The following is a 12,759-nucleotide window of genomic DNA, read 5'->3' on the forward strand; positions in this document are numbered from 1 at the left end:
CACCAAGGGGGCCCGCCACGTCACGTACGTGGTGGGCCCCCTGCCTTTCCCCCCGCACCGCCGGGCGCATGATCGTACGTATGGCCACCCTCGTCGCCCTCGCCCGCACCGCCGACCGCGCCCTGCACCGGATCGGCATCGACGGCTACCTGCTCCTGCTGCTGGGCACCGTCGGGGTGGCCACCCTGCTGCCCGCCACCGGCTCCGCCGCGACGGTCGTCAGCGGGTCCGTGAGCACCGCCGTCGGCCTGCTGTTCTTCCTCTACGGCGCCCGGCTCTCCCCCGCCGAGGCACTGGCAGGGGCCCGGCACTGGCGGCTCCACCTGCTCATCCTGGCCTGCACCTTCGTGCTCTTCCCGCTGCTCGGAGAGGCCACCCGGCTGCTGCCCGACGGGGTGATCGGCCCCCAACTCCGGGTCGGGGTGCTCTTCCTCACCCTGCTGCCCTCCACCGTGCAGTCCTCGATCGCCTTCACCTCGATGGCCCGGGGCAACGTCGCCGCCGCGATCTGCGCCGCGACCTTCTCCAGCCTGCTGGGCATCGTGCTCACCCCGCTGCTCGCCGCCTGGCTGCTGGCCGGCTCCACCGGCGTCCGGATCAGCGGCGGGCAGATCCTCGACATCGTCCTGCAGCTGCTCGTCCCGTTCGCCCTCGGCCAGCTGCTCCGCCGCTGGGTCGGCCCGTGGATCGCCCGGCACCGGCCGGTCGTGCTGCTCGTCGACCGGGGCTCGATCCTCCTGATCGTCTACAGCGCCTTCAGCGAGGGCGTCAGCCAGGGCATCTGGAGCCGGGTCTCGGCCGGGCAGGTGCTCTGGCTCGCCGCCGTCTGCCTGGCCATGCTCGCCCTCGTCCTGCTCGGCAGCGGCCTCGCCGCCCGCCGCCTCGGCTTCGACCGCCCGGACAGGGTCACCATCCAGTTCTGCGGCTCCAAGAAGAGCCTGGCCAACGGCCTCCCGCTGGCCACCATCCTCTTCCCGGCGGCGGCGGTGGGGATCACCGTCCTCCCCCTGATGCTCTTCCACCAACTCCAGCTCACCGTCTGCACGGTGCTCGCCCAGCGCTGGGGCCGCCGCACCGGCTGAAGCCGTCGCCCCAGCCGGCACCGGTCGTCACCAGCCGGCCTTCAGGATGGTCAGGACCTCCTCCGCGATCGCCGCCTCGTTCTGCTCGAACTCCGGCCCCGTCAGCACCGCCGGGTCGGCCGGGAGGCCGGTGAGCACGGGCGTGTGCAGGTGCCCGCCGGGCAGCTCCGGACGGACGGTCAGCCGCAGGCGGTTGCTCCGGTACGCGACCTCGTTCGAGAGGTAGCCCCCACCGCCGCCCGCGACCGCGCGGGAGCCCGGCGTCGGCCCGTCCTCGCGGTCGACCGGCTCGGTCGCCCCGGCGGGGATCTCGCTGACCTCGGTGTTCAGCCGGACGGGGTACGGGGTCTGGGTGGCGGCGGCCATCGCCGCCGTCGGCAGGCTGGTCGCGATGAACTCCGCACCGGGGCCCATCCCGGGCGCCACCACCGGGTTCTCGTACGTGCCGCCGGAGAGTGCCTCCTCGTTGTCCGGGTACGGGTCGGCGGAGCGGGCCCGTCCCGCCCAGGCCTCCAGGGTGAACAGGCCGGGGTAGCCCTGGCTGATCGTGGTGATCCGGTCGGCCGCACGCGGTCCGGCCGCCATCCGCCGCCCGAACGCCCGCTCCACGATGCCGCCGTCGAAGTCCGCGTACCGCACCGGCAGGACGACGGCCCGGATCTCCACCCGCTGCCCGTCGGCCAGCGTCACCCGGCGGCCGTTCAGACCGAGCGCGACCGACCCGGACGGGTTGGCCCGCCGCAGCTCGCCGTCCAGCCCGAACGGGTCGAAGCCGCTCACGAACAGCCGCCGCACACCCGGCGCCGGGCGGAAGTCGTTGCCGGTCAGCCCGCGCGAGGCATCCTCGAAGCGACTCCGCAGCGCCACCACGTCCACCGGGAACCCCGGCTGCCACCGGGCGAGTTGCTCGTCCATCGCGAGCCGCGTCCAGTACAGCGGCCGGTCGTCCCCCGGCGCCAGGTCGCCACCCGGGCGCTGCCCCTGCGCCCGCCGCACGGCCGAGTCCCACAGCGCCGCGCCCCAGGTGTCCGCCAACTCCCTTGCCTGTACCGCCGATCCGACCCCGCACAGCGCCGCCGGGAAGCGGGCCGTGAACGCGTCGAACCCGGCTCGCGAGACCAGCTCCGCCGCACGAGGGTCGGCCAGCCGCTGCCGCTCCACGTCCCCCGAGGCCGGACGGCCCGTCAGACAGTCGCCCTCGGCCGCCTGCGCGGCCGGGCCCGGCACCATCACACCCGTGAGGGCCACCGCACCGGCAAGAACCCACATCCGTGAAAGCTTCATGACGTGGACATTACATTCAACTGCCGTACACCGTAGGGCGATCGAGCAGAAAGCCGGCCCGCCGGGGTACCGTCCGCCTCATGCCTCACACTCCGGCCCCCGCTGCCGCACCGTTCACCCCCGACGACCTCCAGCAGGCCGTCCTGCTCGCCGTCGCCACCCTCCGGGAGGCGCCACCGCAGGCGTGGACGGCAAAGGCCGGGCCGCTGGAGTGGGACTGCTGGGAGACCGTCGAGCACCTCAGCGACGACCTCTTCGCGTACGCCGTCCAACTCGGCCCGCAGACGCCACCGTTGGACCACAACGTGCCGTACGTGTGGGAGCGCCGCCGCCCCGGCGGGCCCTCGAACGCCGTCCACGCCGACCGCACCGCAGGCCCGGCCGGGCTGCTTGAGGTGCTGGAGGCGAGCGGCGCCCTGCTCGTCGCGATGACCAGGACAGCCCCGCCGCAGACCCGTGCCTACCACCCGTACGGCAACGCCGACCCCGAGGGCTTCGCCGCCATGGGCGCCGTCGAGACCCTCGTCCACACCCACGACCTGGCCCAGGGCCTCGGCCTCGACTGGACCCCGCCCGCCGACCTCTGCACCCGCGCCCTCATCCGCCTCTTCCCCGACGCCCCGCCCGGCGCAGCCCCCTGGCCCACCCTCCTCTGGGCCACCGGCCGCACCGACCTCCCCGGCCACCCCCGCCGCACCGACTGGCGCTGGTACGGCGAACCCCGGACGGCCTGACGCACCGTCGGGGCCTAGACCTCCGGCTCCCGCTCCAGGACGCCGAACCACTGCTCGGCGCCGTACTCCTCGAACCGCTCCACCTCGGTGAAGCCCAGCTTCGCCGCAAGACGCATCGAGCGGTCGTTGGCGGTCTGCGAGCAGAGCACCACCGGCTCGCCGGGCAGCGCTCCGGCGAACCAGTCGAGCGCCGCCGCACACGCCTCGGCGGCGTACCCGAAGCCCCACGCCTCCGGCAGGAACATGTAGCCGAGCTCGGCCTCCCCGGCATCCGGGCGGACATGGCCCGGACGCTCCGCGTCCCGCCGGTCGAGGGTGACGATCCCGATCATCGCTCCGTCGAGAGCCACCACACTGAGGCCGGGGCGCCGCCTGGGCACCTCGGGCACCGCCCGCTCGAACTCCTCACGCGGTCGAGCGCCACCGATGTAGGTGCCCACCTCCGGCGAGGTGAACAGCTCGATGACCGCCGCACGGTCCCGGGCCTCGGGCTCACGGAGCACCAGCCGCTCGGTCCGTATCGAGGCAGGCGGCCAGGGGACAGGTCCGAGTTCAGTCATGATCGGCAACCTATCGCAGTCACCGGTGGCCCCCCCGGGGGGATTCGGTTGCCGATCCTCGCGAGCGTGGGCCGGGTGGCCCATGGCCTGGTCACGGCGTGGCGTCGCTCTCGGTTGCGCTCGCCCACTGCTGACTCCAGGCCGTCAGGGGACCGAGCGCCTCGATGAGGGTGTGACCGAGTTCGGTGAGTTGGTAGCCGTCGCCGTGCGGGGCGAGCAGGCGGGCGGCGCTCAACTCCGCGAGCCGAGTGCTGAGCACACTGGAGGACATCCGCTCGCATCGGCGTTGCAGTTCACGGAAGCCTGCCGGGGCCTGACTCAGCTCCCACAGGATGCGCAGGGTCCAGCGGCGCCCGAGCAGATCGAGTGCAGCCATGACGGGACGACCCGAGTCGGATCCTCGTACCGGCATGCCCGGCCGCGGTGTTCTGGTTCCCATGCCAACTCCTTGCGCTTCGCTTATCGAAGCACCATACTGATTCGATAATAGAAGCATAGGAGTGGAGCATGCCACGCATCGAACCCCTCAGCCCGCCCTACCCGCCACAGATCGACCAGGCACTTCGGCGATGGATGCCACCCGGCGTCACCCACGAACCACTGGCGCTGTTCAGAGTGCTGCACCGGAACCCGGACCTGGCATCGCGCATGTTCGCCCTGGGGGCCGGGCTGTTGGGCCACGGACTCCTTCCCGACATCGACCGCGAGATCGTCATCGCCCGGGTCACCGCACGGGCCCGCTGTTCCTACGAATGGGGCGTGCACGCCGCGGCCTACTCCCACCAGGTCGGACTCAGCCCCGAGCAGCTCCGAGCGACCACGGAGGCCGACCCTGCGGCCCACGCGTCCTGGTCGGCCCCACACGCGGCACTGCTGCGCGCGGTCGACGAGCTTCACGACAGCGCCCAGCTCTCGCCGGCCGCCTGGAGCGACTTGTGCGATCACTACGAGGAGGCGCAACTCATTGAGTTCCTCGTCCTGGCCGGCTGGTACCGGACCATCAGCTACCTGGCCAACGGGCTCCTCCTCGACGAGGAACCCTGGGCCTCGCCGTTCCCGACCAGCTGACCCCTCGCCGGGCGTCGACCGTCGGAGCAGAGCGCGCCCAGATCACGCCGGAGAACGGCCGAAGCCGGGCCCCGTCCTCGGAGGCCCGGCTTCGTCGTGGCAGGGGTCAGGCCGCGACGGCGACCTTCTCGGCGAGCTTGGCGGGCTCGTCCGTCAGGAGGTCGCCCGTCGGGTTGTTGTAGGCGGTGAGGTCGAGGGTCTTCTCGCGGGCGGCGACCAGGATCGGGACGACGGCCTGGCCGGCCACGTTGGTGGCGGTGCGGACCATGTCGAGGATCGGGTCGATGGCGAGGAGGAGGCCGACGCCCTCCAGCGGGAGGCCGAGGGTGGAGAGGGTGAGGGTGAGCATCACGATGGCACCGGTGAGACCGGCCGTCGCGGCGGAGCCGATCACGGAGACGAAGGCGATCAGCAGGTAGTCGCCGATGCCGAGGTGGATGCCGTAGACCTGGGCGACGAAGATCGCGGCCAGCGAGGGGTAGATCGCGGCGCAGCCGTCCATCTTGGTGGTCGCGCCGAACGGGACGGCGAACGAGGCGTACTCGCTCGGGACGCCGAGGCGCTCGGTGACGCGGCGGGTGACGGGCAGCGTGCCGACGGAGGAGCGGGAGACGAAGGCCAGCTGGATGGCGGGCCAGGCGCCGCGGAAGAAGTTCAGCGGGTTGAGGCCCCCGGCGAAGCGCAGCAGCAGCGAGTAGACGCCGAAGAGCACGATCGCGCAGCCGACGTACACGTCGATGGTCAGGGTGGCGAAGGGCTTGAGGAGGTCCCAGCCGTACTTGGCGACGGACTTGCCGATCAGGCCGAGGGTGCCGAGCGGGGCGAGGCGGATGACCCACCAGAGGGCGGTCTGGGTGAGTTCGAGCACCGTCTCGCTGAGCCGCAGGACGGGTGCGGCCTTCTCGCCGAGCTTGAGGATCGCGGCGCCCGTGACGACCGCCAGGAAGACGATCTGCAGGACGTTCACCTCGACGAAGGAGGTGGCGATGTTGGTCGGGATGATGCCGGTGAGGAAGTCGACCCAGGAGCCCGCGTGGTCGGGGGCCTTGAGGCCGGTGGTGGCCAGGCCGGCGCCCTTGCCCGGGTCGGTGAGCAGGCCCAGGCCGAGGCCGATGGCGACGGCGATCAGCGAGGTGATCAGGAACCAGAGCAGCGTACGGACGGCCAGCCGGGCGGCGTTGGTGACGTTGCGGAGGTTGGCGACGCTGACCACGATCGCGGTGAAGACCAGCGGCGGGACGGCCAGCTTGAGCAGCTGGACGAAGGTCTTGCCGATGGTGTCGAGCGTGGTGGTGAGCCAGGAGACGTCCTGGCTACGGGCGAGATAGCCGAGGCCGAGACCGAGGACGAGCCCGCCGACGATCTGGGCCCAGAAGGGCGTTCGGCGGAGGGCGGCGAGAGGCGTGCGGGGTGTGGACGTGCCAGGTGTGGACATGCGGGTGCAGCTCCGGGGAGGGGGAGAGTGACGGGGCGGGAGCGGCGGCACGGCTGGGAGGACACCCGGGGGGTGTCAGGCGCGACGTGCCGCCCGCATACAGCTGAAACCGCTGAAGCCCCGACAGGAGCGCGGGCTGTCCACAGCACCCGGCAGGCACGCGGCAGCGGGCATGAGCGAGCTGCTCATCCCCTGCTGCGAAGGCGTGCCTGTGGTGGTCATGGCCGACACAGTAGCAACAAACCTTTGGGATGTTCAAAGTACTTGTTTGAGTTGCGACCACGAACCACCCCGCCCGGGAGCGGTCAGCGCCCGAAGGCCGCCCTGGTCATCGCCTTGGAGACCGGCGCCGCCAGCCCGCCGCCGCTCACCGAGTCCCGGTTCGCCGAGCCGTCGACCACGACCACGGCGGTGGCGATCCGGTGCCCCTGCCCGTCGTCGGCGTAGGAGGTGAACCAGGCGTACGGGGTGCCGCTGTTGTCGACGCCGTTCTGCGCGGTGCCGGTCTTTCCGCCGACGGTCACCCCGTCGATCGCCGCCGAGCGGCCCGTCCCGTCGGTGACGACGGAGACCATCGCGGACTGGAGCTCCTTCGCGGTGTGCGCGCTCATCACCCGGCCGAGCTGGGCGGGCGCGATGTCCTGCACCGTCCGGCCCGAGTGGTCGGTGAGCCGGTCGACCATGGACGGCTTCATCAGCACGCCGTCGTCGGCGATCGCGGCGGAGACCATCGCCATCTGCAGCGGCGTCGCGGTGACCGAGAACTGGCCGATGCCGGTCAGCGCGGTCTGCGCGGCGTCCATCCCGGCGGGGTAGACGCTGGTGGCGGCCCGCACGGGGGTGTCCAGCTTCGCGAGGTTGAAGCCGAACTTCGCCGCCTGCGCGGACATCTTCGCCTCGCCGAGGTCGGCGGCCAGCTTGGCGAACACGTTGTTGCAGGAGTACCGCAGGGCCGTCCGCAGCGTCGCGTCGGTGCAGGGCGCGGACGGGTTCTCGTTGGTCAGCACCCGGCTGGTGCCGGGCAGGGTGTACGGGTCGGGGCTGACGGTGGGCTGGTCGATCCCGCTCAGCAGGCCGTTCTCGAGCGCGGCGGCGGCCGTGACGAGCTTGAAGGTCGAGCCCGGCGCATAGGTGGAGCGCAGCGCGTGGTTGAGCATCGCCAAGCCGTTGTCGGCGCTGAGCTGCCGCCAGGCGGCCTCGTCGGCGGCCGAGCTCCCGGCGATCCGCCCGGGGTCATACGACGGGGTGGAGACCAGCCCGAGGATCGCGCCCGTCGCCGGGTCGATGGCCACGGCGGCGCCCTGCTTGCCGCCGAGCGCGTCCCAGGCGGCGCGCTGCACCTTGGGGTCGATGGTGGTCACGACGTCGCCGCCGGGCGGGGTGCTGCGGGTGAGCCCGTCGGTCAGCGAGGCGAGGCGCTGGTCACGGCCGTCGAGCAGCTGGGCGTAGAGGTTCTCCAGCTGGTTGGAGCCGTACTTCTGCGAGCTGTGGCCCGTCACGGGCGCGTAGAGCGGGCCGTCGGTGTAGCTGCGTTCGTAGGCGAGCGTGCCGCCGGTCGGGGCCGAGCCGGTGACGGGCTGCCCGCCGACCAGGATGTTGCCGAGCGGCTTGGCGTAGCGGTCGATGGCGATGCGGGCATTTGCCGGGTTGGTGCTGTACGAGTCGGCCTCGGCGACGGCTATCCAGCTGATGCGGAGCATCAGCGCGAGCACCAGCAGCAGACAGAAGAGCGAGGCTCGGCGCATCGAGCGGGTCATGCCGTAGCCGCGGTTCGGGGTGTTCATCCGGTCCTGTCGGGCCCCGGGCGGCGGGCTTCCCTACCCCGCCCCGGCCTGGTCGCGGCCGTCGTCCCGGTACGGCCTGGTGAGTACGTTCCCGTTCGGGGGACGCCGGGAGGGCCGGGAGCGGTTCCCCGGCGGTCGCCGGCACGGAGGTCACTCGCAGTCACTTGCACCGCGCCAGTTATACGTATAACTTGGCATACGATCCCACTGCCGCCCCCTGCCCTCCGGGAGACCGCCCCATGGGCTACCTCGCCCTGCTCCGAGCCCCGCACGTCACCCGACTGCTCTCCGGCACCCTGCTCGGCCGCCTCCCGGCCGGCATGACCGCCCTGGTCATCGCCCTCGCGCTGCGCGAGGCCGGCACCCCGTACAGCAGGATCGGCCTGGCCACCGCCGCGTACGCGATCGCCGCCGCCGTCGGCGGGCCGGTGCTCGGGCGGATCGTCGACCGGACGGGCCAGCCCCGGGTGCTGATCGGGGCCGCCGTGGTCGCCGGGTTCGGGTACGCGCTGCTGGCGCTCGCGCCCGGCTCGGCCGTCGCCGCGCCGCTCGGCGCCGCGATCGCGGGGCTCGCGATGCCGCCGCTGGAGCCCTGCCTGCGCTCGCTCTGGCCGACCGTCGTCGAGGAGGAGCAGCTCGACACCGCGTACGCCTTCGACTCCGCCTCGCAGCAGATCCTGTACGTCGCCGGGCCGCTCGCCGTGGCCGGGATCTCGGCGGCCTTCGGCCCGTCCACAGCCCTGTGGACAGCGGCCGGGCTCGGCCTCGCCGGGGCCCTGGTGGTCGCCACCACCGCCCCCGCCCGCGCCTGGCGCGCCCCCGCGCGTGGGGCCGGATCGGGCCTGCTCGGGCCGCTGCGCTCCCCCGGTCTCGTGCTGCTGCTGATCGGCCTGGCGGGCGCCGGGTGGACGGTCGGCGCCCAGAACGTGCTCTTCATCGCCTACGCCGAGCAGCACTCCGGCAGCCTCCCCGGCGGCGCCGGCACCCTGCTCGCGCTCGCCGCCCTCGGCGGGCTGCTCGGCGCGCTCGCCTACGGCGCGGTGAAGTGGCGCAGCAGCACCGCGACCCGTACCTGGGTGCTGGCCCTCGCGATGGCCGTCAGCTACCTGCCGCTGCTGCTGCTCCCCGGCCCGTACGCGATGGCCGGGCTGGCGCTGCTCTCCGGCATCGGGCTGGCGCCGCTGCTGGCGGCGGCGTTCGTGCTGGTCGCCGAGCTGGCTCCGACGGGGACCGTGACGGAGGCGTTCGCCTGGCTGGTGACGCTGTTCGCTACGGGCAACGCGGCGGGCTACGCCGTGTCGGGGTCGCTGGTGTCGGGGTCGCTGTCGGCGGTGGCGGCGTGCTCGGTCGGCGGGATCGGGCTGGGGGCGGTGCTGCTGTTCGCTGCGCGGCGGTGGTTCCGTAGCGCGGGCGCGCCGGACATGGCGAAGGGGCGCGAGGTGCTGCGCGCTCCGGAAGGTGCAGCGGTCTAGCCTTCCGGTTCGCGCCTGCAGTGAATCAAGCAGAGCCTCGCGCCCCTCAAGAACCCTCTAGCGGTGGCGTCCCCTGCGGCGGACGGTCAGGCCGAAGGTGACGAGCAGTGCGGCGGTGCCGAGCAGCGGAAGGACCGGGAGGTCGCTGCCGGTGTGGGGCAGCGGCTTCGGAGTCGTGGTCGGGGTCGGGGTCACCGGCGGCGTCGGGGTCGGAGTGACCGGCGGCGTCGGGGGCGGGGTCGGGGGTACGTACGGGAAGACCAGGCCCATGTCCAGGTCGAGGTAGTCGGTGCCGCCGGTGAGGTCGACGGTCTGGGTGAGGCCGGTGGACTGGTCGGCGTCCGAGTCCTTGGGGCCCGGGGCCCCGGCGGCGTACTGCTTGGTGACGGTGGCGTCGGCCGGGAGGGTGGTCAGGTCGAAGCGGACGGCGTACTTGCCGTTCGGCAGCGCTGCGAAGAGGTAGTGCCCGGTGCTGTCGGTGACGGCACTGACCGTCTTGCCGTACTTGTTCCGGACGTTGCGGCCCTGACCGTCGAGCAGGTGGACGCGGACCCCGGGCACCCCGGGCTCGCCCGCGTCCTGGAGGCCGTTCTTGTTCAGGTCGTTCCAGACGAAGTCACCGAGCGAGTTGTACGGCGCGGGCGGCCACTGCACGCCGATGCCGACCTTGGCGGGCTCGGCGGGCAGCAGCTGGGCGCCGGTGTTGTCCTTGGCCGTGTAGGCGAAGCTGTTCCAGGCGAACCCGGCGTCGGGCGCGTCGACGGACGCGACCATGCTCCACGTCAGGGTGAAGGTGCCGCCGGAGGGCAGCGCCCCGGGGCGCCGGACGCGGAACCAGGTCGCCAGCCCCGGCCCGGGGAAGGTCGCGCTCCACTGCGCACCCGCGTTGCAGGGCGCGTCCGGGGGCGTGGTGGGCAGTTCGGCTGGGCGGCAGGGGTTCGGGTCGGTGGTGTACTCGATCACCACCGTCGGGTCGCTGCTGGTCAGCGGCACGGTGAGTGAGGGCGTCCAGGTGCTGTCCCGCTCGACGCCGGGGTTCAGCACGTAGCCGTCACCCGGGCTCGGCAGGCGGTCGTACGCGACGAAGTCGGTGACGGCCTCCGGTGCGTCGTTGCGGACGGTCATCCGGTACGAGATGTTGCCACCCGGCGAGGTGGTGCCGGTGCTGCCGTAGTCGGTGTCCTTGTCGCCCTTGACCTCCTTGTACGCGTGCAGCACGGCGGGCACCTCGATCTGCACCTGCGAGCTGGCCCGGCAGAGCTTCTCGGTGGTGTTGCCGTTGCCGTTCAGGTCGTCGGTGTCCGGCACGCTGCTGTCGGTGCCGAAGAACATGCAGGTGACGGGCGGTGACGGCTGGTCGGTGGTGACGAACACCTCGTTGGTGAGTGTCCCGGGCCGGGCGCTGCCCGCGACCTGCGCCTCGAAGAGCACCCGGCTGGCCCGGCTGTCGTGCAGGTACGTCATGTCCGGGTGCGGGCCGGGCCAGGTCATCCGGAGCAGCTGGCGCCCGTCCTTGCCGGGCAGCACGACCACCTCGGACGGCGCCTTGCTGTCCCCCCATCCGGGGTCGGGCCGGACGGAGCCGTCGACGTAGACCATGCCGGGCGGCAGCAGGTCGAAGAGGATCAGCGGCTTGTCGAGGACCTTGCCGCTGCGGTTGTACGGGATGACCTGGAAGGTCGCCTTGCCTCCGGGGGAGAGCACCGCACCCGCCGTGGTGGTCTTGGCGGCGCCGAGGTTGGTGGCATCGGTGACCCTGGTGTCGGCGCAGGCGTTGCTCTGGGCCCGGACACCGGCCGCGTCGGTGCCGACCAGGTCGACACAGTTGTGCAGCGGGTCGGGCGCAGTGGTGCCGTCGTGGCCGGTGTAGAGCACCTGCATCAGCACCTGGATCGAGTTGCCGGGGCTCCAGCCGCCCGGGATGGGGCCGTTCCAGCTGAACCGCAGGCCGTCCAGCCAGCGCCCGACGGGGATGCCGAGCACGTCGTTCGCCGGGTCGGCGGCGCCGTGCGCGAAGCTGACCCGGCGGGCGGCGGCGCCGTTGAACGGCTTGCCGGGGGTGAAGGTCTGCCAGGCCGGGTCGCCGTTGAGGCGGTACTCCAGGGTCAGCGCGATGCTGGTCGGGTTCCACGGATCGAGCTGGATGGCCTGCGGGTCGAGCCAGTTGTAGAGGCCGGTGGTCGTCCCGGCGCCCGGGTCGGTCATCACCAGGCTGGTGATCGGGCCGGCCGTGTTGACGGGGAAGAGACTGAAGCCGTTGACGTCACCCGAGGTGACGGTCGGGCCCCAGGTCTTCCTGACGTCGACCACCACGCCGGTGGTGGTCGGCTGGAAGGTGGGCGTGACGGCGGTGGCGGTGGAGAGGTCCTTCTCGGCGTCGGGGCCGAGCGGGTCGCCCTTCAGGTCCACCTTGTTGGTCGACGTGGTGCCGTTGAGGAAGGCCGACTCCGGGTAGTTCACCACCATCACCCCGGGGTACTTGCACCCCGCCTGGCCGTTCCCGGCCCGGAAGTCGCCGATGTCGTAACCCCAGGTGTTGCTGCCCGGCGGGTTCTCCGTCCACCCGGGCGAGCGGCTGGTGTCGACCACGGCGCCCGGCGGCAGGGTGTCCACCAGGCGGCTGGCGTCGAGGTCGACGTTGGGCACGCCGTCCTTGGAGCAGGTGCCGAACTGGTACGTGACCGTGCGGCCGTCCTGACTGCTCGTCTGGACGCCCTTGGTGACGGTGTACTGGGGCTGGACGACGGCGGTCGTGTTGGCGGTGCCGGTCTGCGGGGTCTCGCGGTCGGCGGTCAGGGCCGCCGTGTTGACGGCCTTGGCGCCGTTGGCGGTGGTCCAGTTCGGGTACTTGAGGACGACCTTGATGGAGGCCGTGGTGCCCGGGGGCAGCGGCGTCACCATCTTGATCGTCGCGGTACCACCGACTGCCCCGGGGGCCGGCATCGTCGAATTGGCGACGTCGACGGTGGAGGCGTCCGGCGTCCACCCGACGAACTCCATCCCGGCCGGGAGTTGGTCCGTGATCGTGGCGTTGGAACACTCAGCCACCGAGCAGGTGTAGTTGAGCGTGTATGTCACGTTCTCGCCCGGGGCGGGCGTGGCCTTGTCGACCGTCTTGGTGAAGGTGATCGCCGCCTGCGCGGGTTGGGCGGCGATGCCGCCGGTCAGCAGTGTGCCGCAGAGCAGGCCGAAGGCTGCCACCAGGCGTGGTGTTCGGGCTGGGCCCCGAGGGATGGTCTTCCGCATGGTCCCCAGTGGAACCGCCGGGGTGCGGTCAGCACGCGACGACTCGTCCGAGCGGATGATCATTCATCCGATTGACCCAACGTCACGCCCGCAC

At 72.3% G+C, this 12,759-nt stretch carries 10 protein-coding genes; 4 read left to right on the forward strand and 6 right to left on the reverse strand.

The features are described from left to right. Positions 1-68: 68 nt before the first annotated feature. The gene (locus ACR68M_RS13445; RefSeq protein WP_441250707.1) at positions 69-1,082 is read left to right on the forward strand and encodes a bile acid:sodium symporter family protein; all 1,014 of its coding nucleotides are present in this window, start codon (positions 69-71) and stop codon (positions 1,080-1,082) included. A 27-nt stretch (positions 1,083-1,109) separates the two neighbouring features. Here ACR68M_RS13445 and ACR68M_RS13450 read toward each other — a convergent pair whose 3' ends face one another. Further along, a complete protein-coding gene (locus ACR68M_RS13450; protein WP_441250708.1) occupies positions 1,110-2,366 on the reverse strand; it encodes a pyroglutamyl peptidase in 1,257 nt (418 codons plus the stop codon). An 80-nt stretch (positions 2,367-2,446) separates the two neighbouring features. Between ACR68M_RS13450 and ACR68M_RS13455 the strand changes: the two genes are divergently transcribed. Beyond that, positions 2,447-3,100 carry a hypothetical protein gene (locus ACR68M_RS13455; protein WP_441250709.1) on the forward strand — a complete coding sequence of 218 codons (654 nt, stop codon included), beginning with the start codon at positions 2,447-2,449 and terminating at the stop codon, positions 3,098-3,100. A 14-nt stretch (positions 3,101-3,114) separates the two neighbouring features. Here the strand turns inward: ACR68M_RS13455 and ACR68M_RS13460 are convergent, their stop codons facing one another. Both ACR68M_RS13460 and ACR68M_RS13465 read right to left on the reverse strand, forming a co-directional pair. Next, positions 3,115-3,660 carry a GNAT family N-acetyltransferase gene (locus ACR68M_RS13460; protein ID WP_441250710.1) on the reverse strand — a complete coding sequence of 182 codons (546 nt, stop codon included), beginning with the start codon at positions 3,658-3,660 and terminating at the stop codon, positions 3,115-3,117. A gap of 91 nt (positions 3,661-3,751) precedes the next feature. Beyond that, positions 3,752-4,099 (reverse strand): winged helix-turn-helix transcriptional regulator, encoded by a 348-nt coding sequence (locus ACR68M_RS13465; protein ID WP_441250711.1) that lies wholly within the window; start codon positions 4,097-4,099, stop codon positions 3,752-3,754. A 68-nt stretch (positions 4,100-4,167) separates the two neighbouring features. Here ACR68M_RS13465 and ACR68M_RS13470 point away from each other — a divergent pair, with 68 nt between their 5' ends. Next, complete coding sequence (locus ACR68M_RS13470; RefSeq protein WP_441250712.1) at positions 4,168-4,728, forward strand: carboxymuconolactone decarboxylase family protein; 561 nt, start codon at positions 4,168-4,170, stop codon at positions 4,726-4,728. Between the two features lie 106 nt (positions 4,729-4,834). On the opposite strand, the gene ACR68M_RS13475 is transcribed toward ACR68M_RS13470, so the two are convergent. Continuing rightward, positions 4,835-6,163, reverse strand: a complete 1,329-nt coding sequence (locus ACR68M_RS13475) for a dicarboxylate/amino acid:cation symporter (RefSeq protein WP_441250713.1) — start codon at positions 6,161-6,163, stop codon at positions 4,835-4,837. A gap of 305 nt (positions 6,164-6,468) precedes the next feature. Further along, positions 6,469-7,920: a peptidoglycan D,D-transpeptidase FtsI family protein gene (locus ACR68M_RS13480; RefSeq protein ID WP_441251606.1), complete on the reverse strand. Its 1,452-nt coding sequence runs from the start codon at positions 7,918-7,920 to the stop codon at positions 6,469-6,471. A gap of 266 nt (positions 7,921-8,186) precedes the next feature. Here ACR68M_RS13480 and ACR68M_RS13485 point away from each other — a divergent pair, with 266 nt between their 5' ends. After that, positions 8,187-9,419: an MFS transporter gene (locus ACR68M_RS13485; RefSeq protein ID WP_441250714.1), complete on the forward strand. Its 1,233-nt coding sequence runs from the start codon at positions 8,187-8,189 to the stop codon at positions 9,417-9,419. A 57-nt stretch (positions 9,420-9,476) separates the two neighbouring features. Here ACR68M_RS13485 and ACR68M_RS13490 read toward each other — a convergent pair whose 3' ends face one another. Further along, positions 9,477-12,665, reverse strand: coding sequence for an SdrD B-like domain-containing protein (locus ACR68M_RS13490; protein ID WP_441250715.1), 3,189 nt, complete (start codon positions 12,663-12,665; stop codon positions 9,477-9,479). Positions 12,666-12,759: the final 94 nt, after the last annotated feature.

Source organism: Kitasatospora sp. McL0602, assembly GCF_052076145.1.
GTDB lineage: Bacteria > Actinomycetota > Actinomycetes > Streptomycetales > Streptomycetaceae > Kitasatospora.